Origin of the sequence: Hungatella effluvii (assembly GCF_003201875.1) — a bacterium.
Taxonomy (GTDB): Bacteria; Bacillota; Clostridia; order Lachnospirales; family Lachnospiraceae; genus Hungatella; species Hungatella effluvii.
Map to the genome: position 1 here is coordinate 118,280 of NZ_QJKD01000008.1, position 24,223 is coordinate 142,502.

General features: G+C 44.2%; 11 protein-coding genes. 1 reads left to right on the forward strand and 10 read right to left on the reverse strand.

Annotation, left to right across the window (positions count from 1 at the left end):
* Positions 1-29 precede the first annotated feature (29 nt).
* From DFR60_RS16205 to DFR60_RS16215, 3 genes are all read right to left on the reverse strand, one after another.
* Positions 30-1,511: a response regulator transcription factor gene (locus DFR60_RS16205; RefSeq protein ID WP_110323833.1), complete on the reverse strand. Its 1,482-nt coding sequence runs from the start codon at positions 1,509-1,511 to the stop codon at positions 30-32.
* A 34-nt stretch (positions 1,512-1,545) separates the two neighbouring features.
* Positions 1,546-3,333, reverse strand: a complete 1,788-nt coding sequence (locus DFR60_RS16210; protein ID WP_110323834.1) for a sensor histidine kinase — start codon at positions 3,331-3,333, stop codon at positions 1,546-1,548.
* A gap of 305 nt (positions 3,334-3,638) precedes the next feature.
* The gene (locus DFR60_RS16215; protein WP_110323950.1) at positions 3,639-4,484 is read right to left on the reverse strand and encodes an AraC family transcriptional regulator; all 846 of its coding nucleotides are present in this window, start codon (positions 4,482-4,484) and stop codon (positions 3,639-3,641) included.
* Between the two features lie 173 nt (positions 4,485-4,657).
* On the opposite strand from DFR60_RS16215, the gene DFR60_RS16220 reads away from it, so the two are divergent.
* Entirely contained in the window at positions 4,658-7,927 is a 3,270-nt protein-coding gene (locus DFR60_RS16220; protein ID WP_243005095.1) for a DUF5107 domain-containing protein, read from the forward strand.
* A gap of 275 nt (positions 7,928-8,202) precedes the next feature.
* On the opposite strand, the gene DFR60_RS16225 is transcribed toward DFR60_RS16220, so the two are convergent.
* The 7 genes from DFR60_RS16225 to DFR60_RS16255 all read right to left on the reverse strand — a co-directional run bounded on the left by DFR60_RS16225 (position 8,203) and on the right by DFR60_RS16255 (position 24,200).
* Complete coding sequence (locus DFR60_RS16225) at positions 8,203-8,409, reverse strand: beta-galactosidase trimerization domain-containing protein (RefSeq protein ID WP_110323835.1); 207 nt, start codon at positions 8,407-8,409, stop codon at positions 8,203-8,205.
* 319 nt (positions 8,410-8,728) lie between these two features.
* On the reverse strand, positions 8,729-9,157 hold the full coding sequence (locus DFR60_RS16230; RefSeq protein ID WP_146218609.1) for a DUF5688 family protein: 429 nt from the start codon (positions 9,155-9,157) through the stop codon (positions 8,729-8,731).
* 208 nt (positions 9,158-9,365) lie between these two features.
* Positions 9,366-9,866, reverse strand: coding sequence for a hypothetical protein (locus DFR60_RS16235; protein WP_110323837.1), 501 nt, complete (start codon positions 9,864-9,866; stop codon positions 9,366-9,368).
* Positions 9,863-10,549 carry a hypothetical protein gene (locus DFR60_RS16240; protein ID WP_110323838.1) on the reverse strand — a complete coding sequence of 229 codons (687 nt, stop codon included), beginning with the start codon at positions 10,547-10,549 and terminating at the stop codon, positions 9,863-9,865. The genes DFR60_RS16235 and DFR60_RS16240 overlap by 4 nt, the downstream gene beginning before the upstream one ends.
* A gap of 10 nt (positions 10,550-10,559) precedes the next feature.
* Entirely contained in the window at positions 10,560-11,201 is a 642-nt protein-coding gene (locus tag DFR60_RS16245; RefSeq protein ID WP_110323839.1) for a hypothetical protein, read from the reverse strand.
* 24 nt (positions 11,202-11,225) lie between these two features.
* Positions 11,226-11,678 carry a zinc-finger-containing protein gene (locus DFR60_RS16250; RefSeq protein WP_110323840.1) on the reverse strand — a complete coding sequence of 151 codons (453 nt, stop codon included), beginning with the start codon at positions 11,676-11,678 and terminating at the stop codon, positions 11,226-11,228.
* A gap of 75 nt (positions 11,679-11,753) precedes the next feature.
* Positions 11,754-24,200: an MSCRAMM family protein gene (locus tag DFR60_RS16255; protein WP_110323841.1), complete on the reverse strand. Its 12,447-nt coding sequence runs from the start codon at positions 24,198-24,200 to the stop codon at positions 11,754-11,756.
* Positions 24,201-24,223 lie beyond the last annotated feature (23 nt).

Sequence of the window (24,223 nt, forward strand, 5' to 3'; positions counted from 1 at the left end):
GATATTTGACTTGAAAAAAACCGACTGAATTAAATTTCTAGTTTTTTACGGTATTCTCTTAGAGTAACATGGAAATGCTTCTTAAACAGGCGGCTGAAATACTGCCCATCGGCTGGAAAGCCAACCAATTCAGTTAATCTCATCTGAGATATCTCCGGATGAAAACGCAGCAGTTTTTCTGCCATCGTGATACGATTTCGTTGGATATACACTGATAGCTTCTCCTTCATCTGCTTATGAAAGTATCTTCCAAGATACTCTTCATTCATATATAAGATATCTTTTGCAAGCCATTGAATTCCTAATTCCTCCTGATCCAGATACAGATAAATTGCCAGCAAAATATCCTTAAGTCTTGGCTCAATTTCATTTAAAAAGATTTGCTCTGATCCAAGAAACTGAATTGCTTCCTGAAAAAAATCAGCTCTACTCTGAAGCATTCGCTCACCAATATGAGCATCTTGACTTCCCGATACAAGCTGCATAAATAATGACAATTGAAGACACTTTTGCTTCACTTCTGCTGTAGAAATCTCCAGTTTTGCATAAATCAAGGCAAGCTGATAAAGAATACCTTCAAAACTATTTAGCTGCTCCCACTGTTCAGGTATCCCTATAAAGCTCCCTTTTTCCCATATACTCTTCTTTAAATCAGGTTCTGACAGCAGTACTTCTGTCGGCATAACCTCCTGCATAAGAAACAACTTTTCAACCTGTTTTTTTCTGTCTGTAATTTCATAAAAGCTGCAGGCTTCACTAACTGCAGCATCCAGCCGACTGTCATCCAAGCGGGCGTAAATATTTTTCGTACGCATAACCATCGTTCTCAAGCTATTGGTATCTTCTATAGCGATTAGTATCCACAAAGTATTATCAATATCAGTCTCCAAAATAAGCCTATCTTCTCCAGCTAATTCATCAAATATATTCCTGACTACAAAACGTTTAAGCGATGTATCCTGGCCCCCCATCCGCAAAGCCAATAACCGAAGTGTTCTAACACCAGAATTACAAGACTTTTCATAAAACTCATATTCCCTATATGGTACGTTTTCCCCCTGCAAGTTTTTTCTAAAGAATTGCTCCTTAGCGGCTGGATACAATTGTTCTATTTGATCCTGACGCTTTTGATACTCCTGTATATCATCCATAACCCGCGACATTACTTTTTTCAACTTTTCACGATCACAGGGCTTTAAAATATAATGTTTTACACCCAATTCCATTGCCTGACTTGTGAACTCATATTCACCATAGCCTGAAAGGATAATGTAAAGTATCCCCTCATAAAGCTGTTTTGCCCTTCTGATCATCTCAATCCCATTCATAATTGGCATTTTTATATCAGTCAGGACGATATCAGGATGGTATTGCCTAATTAACTCAAGACCCTCTGCCCCATTCCATGCACTGCCTACGATATCAACCTGATATTCAGACCATTCAACCAGATGGACCATTCCCTCCCGCTCTACGTTTTCGTCATCCACAATAATCATCTTATACATCATACGCCTCCCATTCCTCAAAAACACTCTCCTGCAATTACGAATAGATATTGATATCGTTCCTTTGCTCTGCAACAGTTCCAGGAAGTACTATCGTAACCGTTGTCCCTTCCCCTGCTTTACTATTAATATGAAACTGATAATCAGTTTTATACAATAGCTCTAACCGGTCATAAATATTTTTCAATCCGATTCCATTGCCTCTTGGTTTCATAGTAAATGTCCTAACCTGGTCCAGAACAGAGGTATCCATTCCTGGTCCGTCATCAGTAATTTCGGCAACTACCATATCATTGCTCAGACAAATCTTAATGTGTATAGAACAAATACTGATCGACTGGTCAATACCATAATAAATGGCATTTTCTACAATAGGCTGCAGAATCATTCTGGGGATCATCCGGTTCTCAGCCTCTGGTTCCACCTCCATAACAAAGCGTCCACGGTTCTCATACCGAATATGCTGAATAAATATATAATTATTCAATAAATCTGCTTCTTCGGCAACCGTAGACATGGTTTCCTGGCTAAATGCCTGGCGCATCAATTCCCCTAACGAAATCACCATCTGGTTTGCTTCCTGATATCGCTCTGCCTGAATCATCCATGTTACTGAATTTAATGTGTTATATAGAAAATGTGGATTTATCTGAGCTTGTAATGACTGATACATCGTATCTTTCAATAATATCTGCTTTTCATAGTTCTCCCGTATCAGTTCTTGAATTCGCTCCAGCATATTTGCAAAATTTTGCTGAAGCATTCCAAGTTCATCCGTACTATATCCTGTACCCAAATAATCCTTAGCCCGCTCAAATTCCCCCTGTTCTACAATATACATCGTATCGGTAAGTGTATCCAGTGGATATGTAATATACCTGGCAACTTTCTTGATAACCATAACTGTTCCGGCAAATAGCAAAATAAATCCGACAATCAGCAAATAAGGCATCATTCTGCTCAACATAAAAGTACTATCATAGGGAACAATATTGATATAATCCCAGGAATATTTATCCGAGTTGGCATGACAGATAAAGTATTTTTTTTTGTTAATTTTCACAATATCATACTCTTTGTCCAGGACAGTTCTAAGAAATCCCTCATCAACAAAGACATTATCTCCATACACTATCCCATCATCTGAGAGAATATAGAGCCTGGTATCGTCTACTTTCAGTACATCCTTGTTTCGCTCTACTATATCGGATATCTCACTGATAAAAATGAGGGTTCCTAAATAACGTAAATCAGCGTTTAGGTAATGTCGGATATCCCGTCCTGATAGCAGATAAGGAAATTGCTCTGATGGCTCAATATATACATAGCCCCCGGCTGCTTCGGAGCACTTATTTAAAAACTCCTGATAGATATCATCCGGTACACTTAGATGCATTTTTCCATTCTGATAAAAAGCATTTTTCCTGTCTGTATAAATAATTGAAATAACTAACTCCGCATTGATGGATTCCTGAATGATTCTTGTCCTAAAATTGTTTATACTATAAGCATATTTCTGTTCATCATCAATTAACATGATTTCATTCAGCTGTCTTTGCATATCATAATCCATCGCAATTCCATACGATCGCTGTTCAATGTCCAGCAATTGTGTCTCCATGGCATCAATATAGTAGCCTAACTCCTTAATTGAAGTCTGATACAACTTAATATCATACATATTTAAAATAATACGCACAGCAATGAGGCTGATTACCAGAAGCGTCCCCAGTATGCCACTGTACATAATCAACATTTTTTTATACACAGTTAAATTTTTTATATAGTTTGAAAAAAGATTCTTAATCAAGCTGATCTGCTTCATAATTATCTCCACTAATTTTTCATTATCATATAGTTCTTAGGTAACATTGAGGAAGGTAAATACTTTATATTGTCTGGAAATAATCATGTTAAAATTAACTAAAATTTTTATCTTTGCCAGACGGTTGCTGTTTACAGCGCAAAAAATGGTGCAGGCCTTTCAGAGCAATACTTTATCAGCAAATATTATTTATGTCGATTATTTCATGATATCACTGGCCTGAAATACCGCAAACAAACTTCCCCTGCTATGCGGTATGAATAGGCATATGGCCGGAACAAAAATAATTTCATTCCAGCCATATATTATATTTCCATACTTTCAAATTCACTGTATTTATACTCCTTTGGCGAGACACCTATTATTTTTTTAAATATCCTTGAAAAATAATATTGATCTTTATACCCCAAGATTAGCCCTATCTCATAAATATACATATTAGAAGAACGTAACATCTTACATGCCTCTTTCATTTTAAGGTTCAAATAAAAGTCCATCGGTGTATGATTTGTATATTTCTTAAAGATAAGATTCAGATAGCTCTTTGACAGTTCAAATACTTCTGTCAATTGCTCCAATGTCAAATTCTCATAGATGTGCTGGTACATATATCGTACTACATTCGTCACATGTATATTCTGTTCCTGCTGATTATAATTTTTTTCTCGATAATATGTTTCCGCCAGAATCAACGCCAGCACCTGAGATATGTATATAAAATTCCCCAATGTATAATTGCCTTCCAGAGACCGAAACAATAAATCGAATAAATTCAACATCCGATTTGCCGCATTCTTTGAAAGAAATTTTATCACCTGACATGCTTCCAAAGGATAGTATTCAGCATCAGCACCTTTGAAATGAACCCACAGGATACTCCAAGGGTTATCTTCTACTGTATAGTATTTATGACCCCTGAACTTAGGAATACAAAATGCTTCATTTTCTTCTAATCTGAATATTTCTCCATCTAATTCGATAATCCCGCTTCCCTCCAAGCAATACATGAAAATATATTCTTCTACACCAGCCTTTCTTTCACGATAATGATTTTCAGCTTTTGGGAACAAGCCAACATCGGTTAAATAGAGTCTCTTTATTTGCGGATGCTCAATATATTCTTTAAATGCTTCTGTTGGCAAAACAATCATCCGCTCGCCTTTAAATCCGTCCCTTTTTTTATTTTCTATACTGATCATGTTTGGATATTAGCATATCATTAAGATATTGTCCATCTTTTTCTTTTTTATGGCATTCACATTTATTACCAGCATTAGTAAAATAAACTCACAAATAAGAAAACCGTAATAAAGGAGACGTTAAAATGAATATGAATTCAAAAGTAAGTATATGGGAGGAACCAATCATAATCCCGACCTACAGAGTACATGAACCAGAAAAAAGTCCATTATTCATCGAAAAGAGGGCTTATCAGGGAAGTACTGGAAAAGTATATCCACTGCCTGTTACAGAAAAAATATCTGATAATAAAGAAAATATTACATATCAGGCCGTATACCTTGAGAATAATTTTTTAAAAGTAATGATTCTGCCAGAACTCGGTGGACGAATTCATCGGGCCTATGACAAAACAAATGGATATGATTTTGTCTATTATAATCATGTAATAAAACCAGCGCTGGTTGGACTTACAGGTCCCTGGATTTCCGGCGGTATTGAGTTTAACTGGCCGCAACACCACCGCCCTTCCACATTTTCACCAGTAGATTACTCCTATAAAGAAAATCCTGATGGTTCCTGTACCGTATTTGTGAGTGAGAATGACAAGATGTATGGTACAAAAGGCATGGCTGCAATTACGCTCTATCCAGAAAAGTCATATATTGAAATCAAGGGCCAACTATACAACCCTACTGATTTACCACAGACATTTCTCTGGTGGGCAAATCCGGCCGTGCCGGTTAATGATCATACTTATTCCGTCTTTCCGCCTGATGTAAATGCTGTCATGGATCATGGAAAACGGGCTGTTTCTACATTCCCCATTGCAACTGGCGAATATTATAAATATGATTACTCTGCAGGAGTTGATATCTCCCGTTATAAAAATGTAGAGGTTCCTACCTCTTACATGGCAGCCCACTCTGATTATGATTTCATTGGAAATTATGATGAAAATATAGAAGCCGGCCTGTTGCACGTAGCAGATCACCATGTTTCACCTGGAAAGAAACAGTGGACATGGGGAAATGGTGACTTCGGCCGTACATGGGACCGTAATCTAACTGAAACGGATGGTCCATATATCGAATTGATGACTGGTGTTTTTACAGATAACCAGCCCGATTTTACATGGTTAAAGCCCCAAGAGGAAAAAACATTTGTCCAATATTTTATGCCCTATAAGACAGTAGGACGGGTTGGAAATGCTACCAAAGATGCTGCTGTTAGCATATCTGCTGATGAAAATGGTCTAGCAACAGTTAAAGTATACGCAACAGGTATCTATCCAGGTTCTATCATCAAAGTATCTGGTACAAATTCTATTGTACTGGAAGAAAATACTGACTTAACACCAGAAACCGGCTACAAAGTATCCTTCCCTATTAGTGAACCGCTTCATAACTATGTAATAAGTGTGACACATCTGGATAAGCTACTGGTACAATATCAGTCATATGAAGAAGAATTAAAACCAATCCCTAAACCCGCCGAAGGTATGAAAGCCCCACAGGATATGAAGTCTCTGGAGGAATTATATTTGGCAGCCACACACTTAGAGCAATACCGTCATGCAACTTATGAACCTGCTGATTACTATTTGGAGGGCTTAAAAAGGGATTGCACTGATATCAGACTAAACAATGGATATGGTTTGCTACTATACAAACGGGGGCATTTGAATGATTGTATCTCTCATTTTGAAACAGCAATTAAGAAGCAGACCTGGAAGACTCCAAATCCATATACTGGTGATTGCTATTTTAACCTTGGTATTGCATTGGAGACAATTGGACTTCATGAAAAAGCCTATGATGCCTTTTACAAGAGTACCTGGAGTGCGGAGACTCAAAGCCCTGGCTTTTACTGGCTAGCTTGTCTGGCCTGCCGCAAAGGTCAGTATACAGAGGCTTTAGAATTTATTAATAAATCACTGTTTAATAGCTGGCATAACATGAAAGCCCGCAATTTAAAAGCGGCTCTTTTACGGTTGACAGATGAAAACAATACCACATTCCTGAATGAATGCCTTGAAATTGATCCGCTCTTTATGGGATGCCTTTATGAGAACTATCTGAATCTAAATGAACTTGAATCATGGAAAGTGAAAATGCGCACGGATGCTCATAATTACCTGGAATTGTCCTTAGATTATCTCAATGCAGGACTATATCAAGATGCCTTGACAATCTTGTCTGCATACAGTGGCAATAGTCCAATGGTTCATTATTACAAAGGATATATATATTCTATGCAAGATGAGCGTGAAAAGGCTATCACCTGCTATCAAATTGCAGAAAGCTGCTCTCATGACTACTGTTTCCCGAACCGGGTGAAAGAAATTCTTATATTAAATGATGCTGTTAAACTATTAAAACGCGCACCAATGGCTCATTATTACCTCGGAAATCTCTTTTATGATAAAAAGCAGTATGAAAACGCTGTTTTTCATTGGGAAGCATGTATCTCTGATGGCCGCAAAATTGCCCTTGCTTACCGAAATTTATCTATTGCCTATTACAACAAGCAAAAAAAACCGGATAAGGCCATGGAAGCATTAAAGATTGCCTGCTCCTTAGAACCCAATCATGCGCGGATGTGGCTGGAGTATGACCAGCTTGCAGCAAAACTGAACTTTTCCATTGAAGAACGGATTAAGACGATGGAATCTCATAAAGAGATAACTTATTCCAGAGATGATTTATATCTTCGCTACATCACATTACTAAATACGAATGGTCGATATGAAGATGCATTATCTGCATTAATGACACATTCATTTCATCCTTGGGAGGGCGGTGAGGGCAAAGTCAGCAGCCAGTTTAAATATGCTCTCATACATCTGGCAAAAAAAGAAATAAATGAAAATCAACTCCAAAAAGCCATTGACCACTTAATCCAAACCCTCACTTATCCGGTTAACTTAGGCGAAGGCAAACTTCCTAATGTTCCAGATAATGAAACATATTACTATCTCGGTTTAGCCTACAAAAAACTAAATGATTCAAATGCAGCTAATCACTACTTTAAACTGGCAACACAGGGTGAACAGGATCCCGGGCTTGCTCTTTACTACAACGAGCAACCATCTGACTTTATATATTTTCAAGGCTTGGCACATATAGAACTGGAAAATGAAAATGCGGCTAAAAAAGCATTCCACAAATTAATCAGTTTCGGTGAAAAACATTTATTTGATAAGGTCTCCTACGATTATTTTGCTGTATCATTGCCAGAAATCGAAGTCTTTGAAGACAATTTGCAGCAGCGTAATGAAATCTATTGTAATTTCTTAATGGCACTGGGACACTTCGGAATTGGTAATATAGATAAAGCTCAAATGCTGATTGGTGATATTCTTGACATTCAAAAAGATTATCAAGGTGGACTTTCTATTATTTCACAAATATAATTGTTATAACGGCTATCACATCAAAACATGCGATGGCCGTTTTTAATATGTTATATATTATTCAAAGCCATAGGGTAACACACTCTCCATATTTCATGAGATGCCATGTTCTTTGGACCCTAATAAATCTGCTCAGAAAATCAACACTGTTTTCAAAACAGATGCAGTAGCTCTGACCTGCTCCACAAGTGCATTTCGTCACTGCTGTTCTTCCTTTATAAAAATCTTTTGTAAATATTCCAGCATTCACCGCATGTAAGGGCATCTGTCCCTTTTCAGATCATCCCCAACAGATCATGAAGCAGCCCCATAATTCCACCCAGATAAAATAGATCCGTCTCATCCACAACACCGCTCCAGTATATAGTAATAAAGGTTCCTCCTTTAGTCACAAAGTCTCTGACACACTCTGCAAACACTCCCTTAAGCATATAGATCATTGGCGCAATCCCCCTCTCATAGCCGAACAGATTCTGTTCCATGTCTTCGCATAAAATCTGCTAAAAATTATCCGGACGGAATGACCCCTGCTGAAATCCTGCGCATGAAGGACGAAGATATTCTTGATATTCCCTTCACGAAAATATATTTGGCCAAAATAATTAGAAACGATGTTTTCTATTTTAGTCCAGCCATCGTCTGTTTTTGATGCTCTGCAAAAGCAGAACAACAGATTTACATAAAGCTTTTCACACAAGATCTTTTTCTATCACATAAAAAATGACAGGGGAACTACTGAATTACTCCAATAGTCCCTTGCCGCTAACATGCTATGATAAACTCACTTTATTCTTTCGTTTTTTATCCGATCACTTCAATCCGGTCACGCTCCCTGCTATAAAAATACACTTTTTCCGAAAAGAAGTCCTCACTGCCACAATTATAGTTCTGGAACCTTAAAGCGTCTTGAATTACCTCCTGAGATACTAGGTTACTTTTGTGAATCACCGCAGCCTCCGTATTAAGAAAACTAAAATAAAGGTCACTTTTAAGCAGTTCACTCAACTTTTCCATTACACCAGGCATAAAAGCAGCAATAGCTCCATTCACATAATTCACCGTGGTTATGAATATCCCGTGTCCCTGGTTGTTTTTTACTATTTCCGGAACCATATGTATAAATTCCTGATCTTCTGACAATCCAAAGCACAATGAATATACATCAACTATCCTGGGCGGAAATAAACGGTATGTATTTCTCTTTCTCTCCTTTCGTTCTTCTAAAAGCACAAAAAAAGACCCAAAAAGATAATCTACTCGTCTTTTTGGGTCTTTCTAAACGAACCATTCCTGGTCCGGCTTTCGCAACAGGCAACTGCCTCAATCATCATGCTCCCGGTTCTTACCGGGACAAAAGCTTTGATATGTTTTGGGAACATATAAAATCACTATCAGTTATACATTACCGCAATATATAGTTTGTGTTGAATATTTTAATCTATATATAGCTGTTATGCTTTTTAGCTTCGGTTTTCTCCACCCCCAGGAAACTATCTGTATTCAAAAATACTTCCAGTTTTCCTGTTCCCGGCTGAAAAAAGAACCGATATGTTCCGCCCTCCTCAACGCGCCAGTTTTTATCCAGCAGCAATATCTCAGTGGTCTGATTCTCCATCAATAGCGTCACGCGATAGAATCTTCCCGGTTTATGTCTGCTCTGCGCTTTCAGGACAGTTCCTTCAACCGTACAGTAATTTCTTTTTAACACCACCTTGACCAGACCGTACAGTTTCCATATGACAGCCAGGGACAGGCAGCCCGACAGCACAAAGAAATCCCTTGCATGATACCGAATTCCCGCATAGGTTCCAACACTAACAATAACAAGCGCCAGCCCGGCCAGGCAGCAGACCTTATTCCTTAAAACCTCCGGTGTGCCGGACCATTCATTGAAAAATGCTGTCAGATATACCTGTATCCACGTTCTGGCTTTCCTCATAAACAAACGGCCTCTCTCATCACGTTTTCCTGGATACTCTGAATAGTCAGCCGCTTTTTCTTATAGAGCTGCACAACAGACAGAAGAAAATCCAGCTTAATTGTTTCCCTAAGTTCCTGGTATTCCGGCAGCAGACGGAAGGTCCACTTTGCGTTATCCTCCAAAACCCGGTACAGATCTTCCAACTGCAAGGACAGATTACCCGACTGTGACAGTTTTCCCAGCAAAAGACGTTCATTTTCATTCATATAAATTCCTGAAAACGCTCCTTTAACAGAAAATCCATGAGACAGCCCCATACAGAACGCCCGGAAACGCAGTGAAAAGGTCAGTCGGTTAGGGGTAACGAATACCTTTAACAATAAATCCACCACAGCGGCTTCCGGGCTGTCTCCCTCACCGCATACCAGCAGCCCCCGCCTTAACAGACGGCTGACACAGTATTGTATCTCACTGCTTTTCACTGTTCTTTGCAGCTGATCTGTCTCCTCATGGCCTTTCACCTGTCCCATCAGGCTCAATACATAACAGTCGAGATTTTCTTTTTCAACAAAATTCCAAAGCAGCGCCGACCAGACATATACCTCCATGTTCACCAGGTAATACTCCTCGCCGGCAGCCTCCACTACAAATCTTCCCTTTTTACCCAATGTTTTCTTTCCAACCGCACTGAAAATCTGCATATTTTTCCTCCTAATGATAAGATAAAAACGAAACTGCCACAGGCACAAAATAGAGAAACAGATACAAAACCGGAAAAGGAAACTGCATCCGCTTTCTCCACTTTTTATCCACCGGAATTTTTAAAGGTGAAACCTCAAGACCTTTAGAAACTTCATCGCGGAAATTTAAAAACAAGGTCCGGAATGACTCACCGTCATACCCAAAAGACTCAACCCGTATGGTCTTGTAAGAGTTTCCGCCCGCTGTAATCCTGCTGTTTCTGCTATTTTCTTTCAGCATTACATAAAACCGCGGGCGCCCGCTCTTCTTTTCCTCCGCAAGCCCTCCCACCTCGGTACTGTCTATCTTTACAGTCTCATATTCCTGCGCTCTCAAGGGCTGGCAAACCGTGAGGATTCCCTTTCTCAGTTCCAAAAAGCAGCCCGACATATCCATCACATACTGCTCCTTATTCCTATAACAGGCAAACAGCGCCACTCCTCCGGCCACGGATACCAGCGCAAAATAAATCATCTGCCAGCTCCGGTATCCTGCTGCTATCAGAATCAGGAATACAACCCCTGACGCCGCAAGAATTGCAGAAAACCGGCGGTACAGATCGCGCCGGTCCATCCTCGTATACATCTCCTCCTCATCTGCTTCTAAACGCACCCAGTCGCCTCCTCTCCCTAATCTCTATGCCGCTGTCATCTTACAGCAGCCATTCCAGAACTTCTCACACTCTGCTATGGTCTGCTCACAATAATAGTCTGAAAAGTTACCAATATGAGCCTCCTCCGGCTCAATCTCCAGTTTAAAAGCCAGCCAGTCATACGCCTCGCTTCTCGTCATCAGACGGCTTTTCCATAGCCGGTCAAACGCTCTGTGAGCCTGTATCCGTTTGTTTCTCAGATTTCCATCAGCCAGTGTCCCCTTGGGGGTATTGCTCCCTTCATGGACGCTGACATAGGCATCACACCGGTCCGGATAATTGCTGCAGACATACAGCCGGCTCCCAGGCACGATGGTGTGACTGCCATATACATATTCCGCAGGCCGAAGCACGGCGCGCCGGCCGCAGTACGGACAGGTCACGTCCAGCTGCCGTTTCCTGCTTCTCCCATTCTTTTTATTACACATCAATTTCATATCCTAACTCCTTCCATTTCATATTGGCTATGAGTTAAGTGTAATAAAACAGCCATGCCCAGGTGAACCGTATTTCTAACTTTTTTTAACTTCCTTTTTGCTCCTGACTTTCTTTCTTCTCTTAACCTGATAAATACCACCGGCCCCCGCCGAGGCCGCAAAAGCGGTTCCAGCGCCGATAAGAGCCACCGGTACCTTAGATGTCTTCTGCGGCGTATAGATGGCGGTTGCTTTTACCTGATACTCGACCTCCTGTTTTTTCAGGAAGTCTCTTGCCAGATATTCTGCCTCGTACCGGAATCCATTTTCCTCCTCAAACATGACGCTGCCGCCATAGACAGCGCTGCAGTCGGCAATCATTTTACGGCCCGAAATAAGGGCGTCCCGGCAGGTGACTCCTTCCGTATCCTGATAGGCATCGCCGGCCCACTCCATCTTCTGTATTTCATAATTCTTTTTATCAAGCCCTAACAGCTGCAGCAGTTCTTCCTCATAGCCGGCCAGCTTTGGCGTCTCATCGTTATGGGGGACAATCATGTCTCCCAAATGATACCCCGGTGTTCCGTATTCATGGAACACTGCCCGGAATTCAAATCCGTCCTCCCACCTGCGGTCTGAAAATGTATACCCGGAGAGAGGAACCCTTTGTTCTGTCCGCTGTCCGGTTCTTTCATCCGTCACCGTGATTGGCACATGCTCCGGTATGGTATCCGTTGCCTCCACTGCTTCATAAAGCACCGTGTCCTCCGCCAGTTCCTCATGAGCCGGTATCACGGTTTTCTCTTTCGTATATCCCTGCAGCTCATAGATACGGCCATCCCGCACAATCTCCTGTGCGGGAATCAGTTTTTCTTCCGTATCCTCTAAAAAAGCATCGCTGTAAACGGTAATCCGTTCCTTGCCGGAAGGTTCTACCGGGCGCTGACCAAGAATTTCATGATGTACCTCTTTTAAATGGTAGGAAACCCCATCGACTGTGATATCCTGGACAAAATCATTCCGCTTCTCGTCCCAGTCAGTCGTGACATACTGTTCTTCCCGGTACAACTCCTCCGCCGCATATGCCTCCCGGCTGTTTCCTGCCAGCAAAAGCACCACCAGCAAAGCCATACAGCCCGTCTTCATCAGACGGCGTTTCCTCAATGCCAGCGCCATCATAACAGCAGCAAGTAAAAGCAGAGCCATCTCTGCCCCATGGTGGGATTCTTCCTCCCCGTAACCGGTTTTCGGAAGGTCTTCCAGTCCTTTCAACACAACTTCCCCCTTTCCTCCCAGCTTTGACTGGTACTCTGCCGTTATGGTTCCGTAATGTCTGCTGTTCTTTAACACACAGTCCCCAATCACGCTGCCGTCCTCGAATACCTGGAATGTAAATACAGCCGGATTGCGCTCATAAGTCTCCGGCGGAATCACTTCCTGGTACTGGTATTGTCCGGGTTCTTTAGGCAGGAAGGAAATCTTTCCTTCACGGTCCGTTGTCCCTTCTATTACCACATTCCCAGCATAATCCAGAATCCGGATTACAGCCCCGGCAAGCCCGGCTCCTGTATCCATATCCACCTTCTGTATCACAACCGGCATTTTCTTATAATCTTTCACTGTATTGTCCCCGACAATCCTGCCGTCCTCCTCCACCGTGAACTGAAAGACCGTCGTATTCACATAGTAATTCTCCGGCCCCACTGTCTCTTTAAAAGTATAGACTCCCGGCTTTGGCTTCTTAAAGCGCACATTGCCGTTCCGGTCGGACACGCCGGTAAAGTAAATGCTGCCGTCCGGCCGATAGATGGTAATGGCAGCGCCGGCAATTCTCTCCCCGGTGGTCGCATCGACTTTGGAAATACTGCCGTACTCATCATGGGGCTTTTCATCGCCTCCGCCCGGATGGTCCGGCGTATGTTTGATTTCATAGTTGTAGACCACAATGTCCTGTATCCCCGTCTGGTCTTTCACCTCGATGGTGGCAGGTTCCATTTTCTTGTATCCTGCGGGAGCCTCCACCTCCCGGATTACATAGCGGCCCGGCGCCAGCCCCTTAAAGGCTTCCGGCTTCTCATCTGAAACCCACTCCCGGATAATCTGACCGTCAGCCTCCCGCACCATCTGCAGCTTTGCACCAGCCACCGGCCTATGATCTTTTCCATTCTGCTTGCTGACTTCCACCTGGATTTTCTGGTTTTCAGCGGTAACCAACTGGGGACCCGGCTGATTTGTCACCTGGAACTTTATCGGCTTCATTGTGGCATACCCGTCAGGGCTGCTCTTTTCACGGATTTCATAGCTGCCCGCCAGAAGCCCTGTAAATGTTTTGACCGTCCCATCCGTCAGCCACTCCTCAACCAGCTTCTCAGACTTCCCCGGATTGGAATAAAGCTGAAGCACGGCTCCCGCCACAGGTTCTTTCGTTTCTGAATCCACTTTCTCCACATGTACTTCAATCTGTTTGTTCTCCAGCTCAAAATACTGCTTCTCCAGCTCTTCCTTCACCTCAATCGTAATCGGTGAAGCCATCTGATATCCTGGTAGAGGTTCCAACTCATGGATTTCATATAATCCGGGAGCCAATCCCTTAAAGACCTCCGGCAGTTCCCCGGATATCCAGTCCCGTATGATTTCCTGATTGTCCGCGCGAACCAGACGCAGCTTCGTGCCCGGAAGCGGGTTTTCCCCGTCGGTCTTCTGAATATCTACCTCCAGCTTCTGGTTTAGCACTTCAAAGTTCTGTACCCCGGCCTCGTTTGCCACTTCAATGAGAACCGGCTCCGGCAAAAGCAGATACCCTTCAGCAGCCTGTATTTCCTTTATGGTGTAAAATCCCTTTTCCAAACCAGTAAAATGCTCTGGTTCCGCTCCGGAAACCCATTCCTTCACCAGCGCGCTGTCACGGTTTCTGATTAACTGAAGTACCGCTCCGACAACCGGCTCTTTCGTTTCTTTATCCAGTTTCTCAATATTCACCTCAATCTTATGGTTCTCAATGGTGAAAACCTGGATTTTGTAATCCTTTGTTACCGTAATCTTTACCGGCTCTTTGAGTTTTTGGTAGCCATCTGCTTCGCTAATCTCATAAATCAGATAATCGCCAGCTTCCAGCTTCGAGAAGCGTTCCGGGCTCCCGTCCGTCATCCATTCACGTACTACGGTACCGTCCTCTTTCACAAGTTTTAACATGACTCCGGCTACCGGATCATGGCTTTCTCCGTCCACCTTCTCAATCTCCGCTTGAATCGGGGAATTTTGGAACGTGAATTTTTGTACGCCTTCCTGATCCGTGACCGTTATTTCCATCGGCGGCATGTTTAAATAAGCGTCCGGTGATTCCACTTCACGAATCAGATATCGCCCAGCAGAGATTCCTTCAAATACCTCCGGCGTATCGGCAGATACCCACTGTCTGATTACTTCCTCCTCCGGCAGCCGCACAAGTTCCAACTTAGCTCCGGCGAGGATCTGTCCGTTTTCTCCGTCCACTTTCTCAATCTCCACTTCTATCTTCTGGTTCTCAATCTGGAATGTCTGCGCCCCGGTGGTATCTGTAACTACAATCTTTATTGGTTCCTGTAAAAGCTGGTATCCATCTGCAGTCTCCGCCTCTCTTATGTAATAGACGCCTGCACGCAGACCGGTAAATACCATTGGCTCACTTCCCGTTACCCACTTACTCACTACCTTTTTTTCCTCATCAAGCAGTTCCAGTTTTACTCCGTTTACAGGCTCCCCAGTCTCCTTGTCCACCTTTTCAATCACTACCTGAATTGGATAGTTCCGGACAGTATAAGTCTGCACCTCTGCGGTGGGTAAAACCGTGATTTCTACCGACTCCATCACCTGGTAGCCTTCCGGGCTTTCCAATTCCCGGATTACATATACCCCAGCAGGCAGGGCGGTAAACCGTTCCGGCTTTTCACCGGACGTCCACTCCCGCACCACTTGGCCAGTCTTCTTTTCAATCATCTGCAGTCTGGCTCCAGGAAGGAAGTCCTCTGTATCCTGATCCAGCTTCTCAATATCCACCGTGATATGTTCATCAAACATCTCCACATGATCCGGCGCCGTCATATTTTCTCTGATTTCAAAATAGACCTTCTCGGCCTGCAGATATCCGTCCGGCACTTCCTTTTCAATCAATACATAATATCCTGCCGGTATGTTCTTAATTACATGCGGAACCGTGGAAGACCTCCAGCTTTCAAATACCTCGCCTTCCTCTTTTATCTCATTTCCTAATTCGTCCGTTGTGATATGAATCGGACGGATTTCAAGCAGCGCACCCGGAACCTCTTCCTTTGAGGTTAAATCCTTTTTGGATATCTCAACAGAATTAGCCTGGTCCGTCACTTCATACTGGTACGTGATAATCTCCACCCGGTCTGTCTTAACATTAAACTGGAATGTATGGAGGGCCGGATCGATCAAATATCCGTCCGGAGCGCTTACTTCCTGCACCTTAAATGTATATAAGCTCACAGAGCCGTCTGCACTCATCTCACCAATCGGCATGTCACTGCTTTCTACATACCCGTTCTTATCTGTAATCAGGATTGTGGCTGTATTTTTATCCACGTTCGTAAGCTTGAATGCCGCTCCGGCCAGCGGTTTGTCCGGATTTTCTGCATCGGCCTTTGTAATTACCAGCCGCCCTTTAATTCTCTTGTCTACCATTTCAATCTCAATGACCTGGCTGTTCTCCACGGATTCAAACCTAATCTCCTCCGCCCTGACATAACCGAATGGGGTCTGCTTTTCTACCAGGTAATAAATCCCCCGGGGCAGCCCTTCTATTTTGTGAGGCTTCAAATCGCCCGCTGCAAATCCGGCTGGTATCCGTCCCTCCTTTTGATCCTGTTCACTATAGATTCCATCGGAACCGGATATCCAGGTTTCCACAAGATCGCTTTCCTCGTAATCCACGGAAGGAATTAAGTTTCCATTCTGATCATAGATGAAGTTCCCATCCGTATCCGTGATGAAAAGCTGATTTCCCGCTTCATCGTAACGATTATGCTTTGTCAGGTTCCCGTCCTCACCCGCCCGGTAGACAGCCAGCTCTGCCCCTGCAATAACTTTTCCGCCCGGCGTTCCGGTCTTTAAAAAGAGAACGGTAATCGGTTCATTCACCATGGTAAAGCTCTGGGTTCTGGTTTTCGACCCAACGTCTAAAACAGGAATATAAATGGGGGCGGCTTTCTTCATGCCGGACGGGACGTCCTCCTCTACCAGCACGTATTTGCCCACTGGCATATAGTCAAAATGCATGGCCCCTGTTTCCGTTACATAGCATACAGTCTGGACACTGCCGGGAACCGGCTTTATGTCATAGTCGTAAGCAATATAACTATGGCCGCCCTCTGTAATGACCGGATGCGCTGTTTTTCGGACCTCCCTTCCATCGTGGGTGGTCCACTTATAAAACGGCGTTTCCGGGTTATAGCGGATTTGCCCATTCTCATCATATTCCGGTTCCCCGTGTTCGTTAAGCACCGCCGGATAAAGTGCAAGTACCGCGGGGTTCTCATTGGCAAGCGCTTTCCCGGTTCTGGAGTCCGTTTTAAGGATTTCAACGGCGGTATGGTCGTCTTCCATGACAGCCCCCTGTACCTCCCCAGTCTCCAGAATAATGACCTCCACATCGCTGGAAGTCACATATCCGGCCTCCGTAGGCGTCCTCGTTTCCCTCAGGATATAATCGCCGGGTGCAATATGGTCAATCCAGTGCGGCTTCATAGTCCTGATGGGGTTATGATTCCCGTCCAGTTTCTGATTTCCACGGTCATCGTATTCATACCCGGATATCCACTGCTCTTTGACTCTGGGGTTCCCCTCCTGATCTCTGGTAATTTCCAAATGCCAGCCCTTTTCCGAGTCATCATAAACCTTGTGGGCCGCATAAAGTGTCAGTTCCGCCCCTTCTACCTCTTTTCTCGATGTCATGTCAAGTTTGGATATCTCGATTTTTGTAAAGTCGTTTTCCAGATAGAAAGACTGCGTCTCCGTGATTTCATTTACAAGCATACCGATTGGCATGGTCTGGACATAACCTTTCGATGACGGCACCACGGTCTCCTCCAGTATGTACGCTCCCGCCGGTACTCTGGCAATCTCATGGACCTTCTTCTCCGTTGTTGTCACCCATTCATTGTTCGTCATAGTCACCCCGCCATTTTTATAATAGATGGGCAAACCATTCTCATCGACGACCGGCTCCAAATTTGAGTTAATCGTCTCCCTTCCCTCTTCGTCCCTGTGAATCTCTACAGACTGGGAAATGATTTTATTGCCGTTTTTATCCAGAGGCCACACGATGATATTTTCCTTTTCATCTGTTACATAAGCCATACCAGTCTCGGAATCCAGCAAACAGATACGGTTCCCCCAGTCGTCAAGACCATACAGGATACCGCTTTCCTCATCGTACTCCGTCGGGTCATACTCCAAGTCAAAATACCAAAGCGGTACAACCGGGTTCTTTTCCTCTGTAATATCCCAGATATCGTTTTTCTGCGCGTCCTGTTCTGTAATCCGGATATCGGTATCAACTCCGGTTTCACTTGCCGTTATGCCGAGGACAGAATCAAACATATTGCGTTTTACCGTGACCCCTTTGTACTCATGTTCTCCGGTCTTCTCTACCCGAAGTCCCTGATACATGGTAAGTGTTGCATTTCCAACGTAAGTGTTGTATCGGATTCCCTTCCCTGTAAACGCACCGTACTCCTCATAAAGAAGCCGCACATCGCCCATCTGCTTTAACTCTTCCTCCGTTCCGGATACCGTAATGGCTGACCACTCATCATAGGTTTTTGTGGCGTAGCCATACCCGGCATACTCGCCGTTCGGCCAGTAATAGAGGATTACATCGCCTCTCTCTTTTAACTGTTCTTCATCGCCCTGAACCCGATAGGTAATGGTATCAGTGCCCTGCTCTACCTTATGGATCTCCACACGGATTGGCCGGTCTTTTACCACCATCTGGTGCATATCTTCCATTATCGGTTTCCCATCTTGTCCAACGGCTTTCACGTACTGGTACTTAACCGCCGGCACCTTCTTACCTGCGTCTCCGTCCTCATAATACTCAACTAAATCAGAGTAAACCTCGATGGCAATGGGTTTAGAGCGCACATAACCCTCCGGCGGATTTTGTTCCACCAGGACATAGCAGCCGGCTCCAAGCATCTGTGGCAGTTCAATATAACCGACGCACTGTTTCTCATTGCTCAGGCTCCCGTCTTCCTGCTCTGCTTCACCGTCCCGAACCGTGCTGTATGCCTTAAAAATCCCGACCTCTGCCCCTGTTTCATCACGCATGATAATCTGTTCGGTCTCATCATAGAGCGGCACCCCATGTTCATCAAACAGGACGTCTCCAGTTCCTTCCACTCCGGTCGTGCCGCTTCCTTCCACATCCCGCTTGGCCGCATAGATTTTAAATAAGGCTCCATCGTGCAGGATATTCTCACCAGTTTCACTGTCCAGCTTTTCAATGCGGATTCGGGAGCCGTAAAACTCATTTTCAAAATCCATGTTGGCAAAGCTGATAAAATTAAAGGAGCCGTCTTTTTCCAGACCAGGCTCCCGGTTTCCGATATCTCCATTATCATTGATGACTTCCCCGTATCTTGGGTCTAACACACTCCATGGAACCAGTGCTTTTGCATACTTACGGTCTATGGCAGTGGAGATTCCGGTCATGGTATCCACGCCGTCAAGCGTCACCCCGTAATCTGCCACATTTCCGTCCCGGTCCAGGTAGACATCATAATATACACCGTCCTGCTGCCCGTGGTCCTCGCTGATACTTTTGTAGCGGTAATACCCAGCTACCGTCTCATTCCCGCAGTCTCTGGCGCTGTCCGGCTCCAGGCCGTATTTAAACACCAGGAAATCCCCGTCATTATTGTGCGCCTTGATGGTGTGTGTCTCCTCATTAAAACGTATGAAGTATCGTTCCATCAGTTCTTCCGGCGTCAGTTCTGCATCATAAAAATACTCAGGGGATGGATTTTTGTCGTGGATCGTCCCGTCCTCATCTATTTGAGGGGCAAACGGTATCTCCACTTCCTTTGGCTTGTCAATCTCGTAGTGCTTGCCGGGAATCTCCGTTGGTTGCTGTTCCACCAGGACATACACGCCATACGGCAGCATAATACTCTGGCCCCAGTAATCGTCCTTCCCGCCGCCGCGGCTGGCATGGAGTGTTTTTAAGTCATGGTCCACATCATAGCGGGGATCGTCCCACTCCACGGCAAGCATTTCCCCAAGCTCCGGATATTCTTTAAAAAAGGCTTCGTAATCATAGAATCCATTTTCTGTCTCTTTTAAAAATCCCGTTTCCAGCAAATCGCTCCGAAGATACAGCTTAAACGAAAAGCCCGGTATGGTTTTTGCCTCCGGGCGGTTATTAAATCCGCCAAAAAGCACCGTGAAAGGGTCTCTATGGATTTTATAGGTATTGGTATCCTTATAGGAATCCTCTGCGATATCCTTCGTCACTTTGATGGCCTGCTTTATCACCCTCTGGGCGACAATGATTGGATTGTCCCTGGTGCCTGCGTCCTGATCTACCTGATATTGGCCGGGATACAAAAGTACGGCTTCCTTGATATAGGAGCCTTCTGCAATCGCCTCCTTCTCTGTAAATAAACTGACAGTAGCGTTCTCATACTGCCGCACATAATCGCCGTAGTCCATCTGAATGCCATCTATTACGATAGTCTGTTCCGGCGCCTGCGCCCGGTATGTAACGGTAAGCGAACCTCCCTGGTTCTCCCAGTTCACGTCTGAAGTGTCTATATCTATCGTATAAAGCCCGCTGTACTGGTCAAACTCTGCCTCGATTTCTTCCAGCTTCTCTTCATACTGGAATATCGGTACCGTTTCGTATACTGGGATAGTCTCCATCTCCGGTATAGGATTTCCTTCCTGGTCCAGAATGTTTTCTCCTGGCTCATAGGTATCAGCGGCCTGTGGATACACGTATTCCACAACCAATGGTTCGCCCTGCTTAACCGGCTCTCTTACTGCCTTTTTTCCCACAGTAAACCGATACCCATTCCGGACAAATTCGTCCGCCTCATAAATGGCATAAAAAAAGCCTGTGTCACAGGTGCTTTTTACAACCAGGTGGTCTGATGCTCTGTCATAAATTGCCGTATCACTCAGCGCCTTATATCCATAGCGTATAATTGCTTTCCAGACATCGTCTTCCTCATAAACCCGGTCCACACGGTAGGCATCCCAGAACGAATCAGAAGCACAGTATTCCAGAATTTCCCCAATGAACTGCTCATTGGTCTCCCCGTCAAGCTCTAGGATTGCCCAGGGATATCCGTCCAGGCTGTCTTTATATCCCGAATAGAGGAGCGCTTCATTCGCCTGCTTCTTTACATACGCTTTATCAATCTCTTCCGATACCTCTATATCCGGGTCTCCCCCGTCCTTCCGTTCAATTGCCGCAACACCGATATTCAGGCGGTTGACGGCAGAGTAGGTAAATTCCATCGGTTCGGCTTCATAGACCGGCTCTCCCTCTTCATCAAACTTTAATTTCACGGTTCCGTCGGGATTGTATTTATATTCCCCTCCTTCTGCTGTTTTGTAAATGATATTTCCATTGGAATCCCGCTTCTCAATCCGCTGCGTTCCGGTAATCATCTGTTCTTCTGAGGTCTTCTCATCACCCGTTACCCGGTAAAATTTTGAGCCTTCCGGATAACCGGACACTTTAATCTCATAACCGGTAGTGCCAAAATAGGTCACGGTAAAATCATTCCAACTGCCATCGTACTCATTAATCCGGTGGTTTAAATCCGTAGCGCTGACTGAACCTGATTTTGAGATTGGGAAGGTTGTCCCTGTACGGTTGGACTCTGACAGGTGAATACCCACCCGTGACAGCTCATACCCCTCGCTTCTTGATATCTCTTCTATATAATAGCTGCCTAAAAGGAGCGGACGGCCAATCCACTGGTTTCCATTATTTTCAACATTCTCCTCGTAGAGATTGGACGCTTGTTTACTGGTATCTGATTCTTCTGTAATTGCAACAAAAGAAGCATCTCCGTTTTCATCGGTTGCAGCCACGGCCACCAAATCGCCGGCGCTAAACACGGTTCCGGTATATCCATCCGGATGATTGATGTCCTCATAAGCATACAAGCCATAGACGGCCCCCTGCAGTGTTCCATCCCCCTGGGTCATTCCGTAGCTGGCACCGGTATCCTCCAGCCTATTTTCCATCAGTCCTGTGCTGCCTATCACTCCAACGCTTTTGGGCAAATCCTCCTGATACAATTCCAGATCTCTTTTATTAATATGAATTTGTCCTTCTGTCCGGTGGTCATATATTTCAAACAGATGCCCGGTGTCCGAATGAGAATAATCGCCTTGATTAACAGGCTGCACCTCGCTGTCGTGCATCACCCCGTCCCAGATCCAGGAGCTGCCTTCCCCTTCTTCTGCATATGCCTCGCCGCGTAATATCTCCAGTTTTATCTGTCTGGAGTTACTTGGAGTAGCCTCCCTGATCTCCTCCAGCTCCTCTTCTAAGTCTTCCTCCTCATTTTCCTCTCTATCTTCCCCTGTTTCTCTGCCGGTATCCTCTTTTTCTGCCTTCTCTGCATCAGATGGTGTTGCCGCTGCCTGTACCACCGGAACCTCATGTAAAGATATCCTCGGTTCCCCTGACTCATCTGTCGCCTCTGACGGCGTTGCTATGTCTACGCCAGGAGCCAAATAGGATCGGTCTGTTTCCTCTACCTTTTTATTTCCCGGATAGGTTCCGATTACCGTCCCCGTGCCGCCTGCCTCTGAGGAGGAAAAAGCCACAACCTCAACCGGAATATCATCATTATGAATGTCATGGAGAATATATCCCAGCCTGGCCTTAATCTCCCTGGCCGTATAAACCCGCTCTAAATGAATCCAGGTGTCCCATGCCTCGTCTCGGTCCTCCTCAAGAGCGTCGCAGGCTACCCCCTCATCTAAGGAATGGAAGTCACAGTTTTCCTCACACCAGTCAACACACTGCTGCCAGGCTTCCCATGCCTCGTTTTCCAATTCCTGATTTTTCTCATCAATCTCCGCCTGTTCATCCTCGGTTACTTCGCTCCCTGCTTCATAATATTCAATAACAGGTTCTGGATGACCACCGCAATAGGACTTATGATAGTTATATGTTTTTAGATCTGTATGCTCTATGTACCCCTGTGAATCCGTAGTAACCCGTTTTGTACATACAGCCAGAGAGTCAAATCTTCCTTCTGATAAAGGGCTTTCCTTCCGGAATTGTTCTTCCTCTAAATTAGTCCCGTCAAGCTGCCTAAAGTCAAACTGTTCTATTATTTCAAAATCAGAATTTTCCAGTGGCTTTCCGGTCTCCGAATCATATTTCTTCAGTTCTAACTTATAGTTTCGTTTAAAAATTTCTTCATGTTCATGTCTCTCATATGGGATTTCATATCCTCCAGAAGTTGTTGTCCCTTCTCCAAACTGAAGATAAACCTCCCAGGGTTCTTCTTTTCCCGCCATTGTGATCATGGCCTGCATACCTTCTGTGGAACTGTTTTCAGACCAGCCATCCGGATACCAGATTTTAAAAGTATTTGGTTTTATCATATACCTCGCAGCCAAAGATCCTTCTTTAAAACGACCCTTGACCAATCCAATATTAGGATTCCCGTCCATGCAGGTAAAAGTGATTTTATCTCCTTCTGTTTTGTAGTTCCAAGACTGCGGAAGTACATATTCGATCTCTGATTGGCGCCAGTCGCTGCTGTCGATATCAAAGGTAACACTATAGCTGCCATCCTCATTTTTCTGCATTTTATGAACAGGTGCAGTGCTCATGTATTTAGATGTAAATGCCGGTATTGCGCCCTCCTCCGTAGTGCCATTCGCATGATTAAAAAATTCATTTAACGCACCTCTCGTCTGATCTGCCAAAGTCGAATTTTTAACATTGGCAAGCAGGACTTCCATCTGCACTTTGAAATCTTCAAGACCATTCCAGTTACCACTCATAACCGCCCATGTTGCTGCCTGTCCAAGTATATAATATCCCTGTGGTACTTTCCCTGCCCGTTCATTATAACCCTCAAAATTTCCAGAGGCTGATAACGCATACCATAATATCTCTGCGGTTTCACGTGTGAGTCCCAGTGGAAGATTATCCCCATCTCGATCAAGATCATAGGTATGAAAAGTGCCCTGTGTTCTGGTTCTCATCGACTTGTTCGGTTCCATGCAGTATCCTGCCGCACTACCGCCTGAATCACTGACATTGGTGATTCCATAAGGCCATAATCCCACACGGTTATGATTCTTTCCGTAAAACGGGAAGCTGGCGCCTTCTTTCAGGAGATTTTGCGTTCCATAATAAGTAAATATTTCTCCCCTTCCCTCCCCATCTGCCCAGGCTGAAAAAGCACCGAACTCTACTGACAGAACAGGTAACAATGACAGCACAACCGCAAGCAGGAATGCTGTTAATCGCCTGCCTTTAGGATAATATCCTGTTTTCAAAAGTATGCTCCTCCTTTATTTCT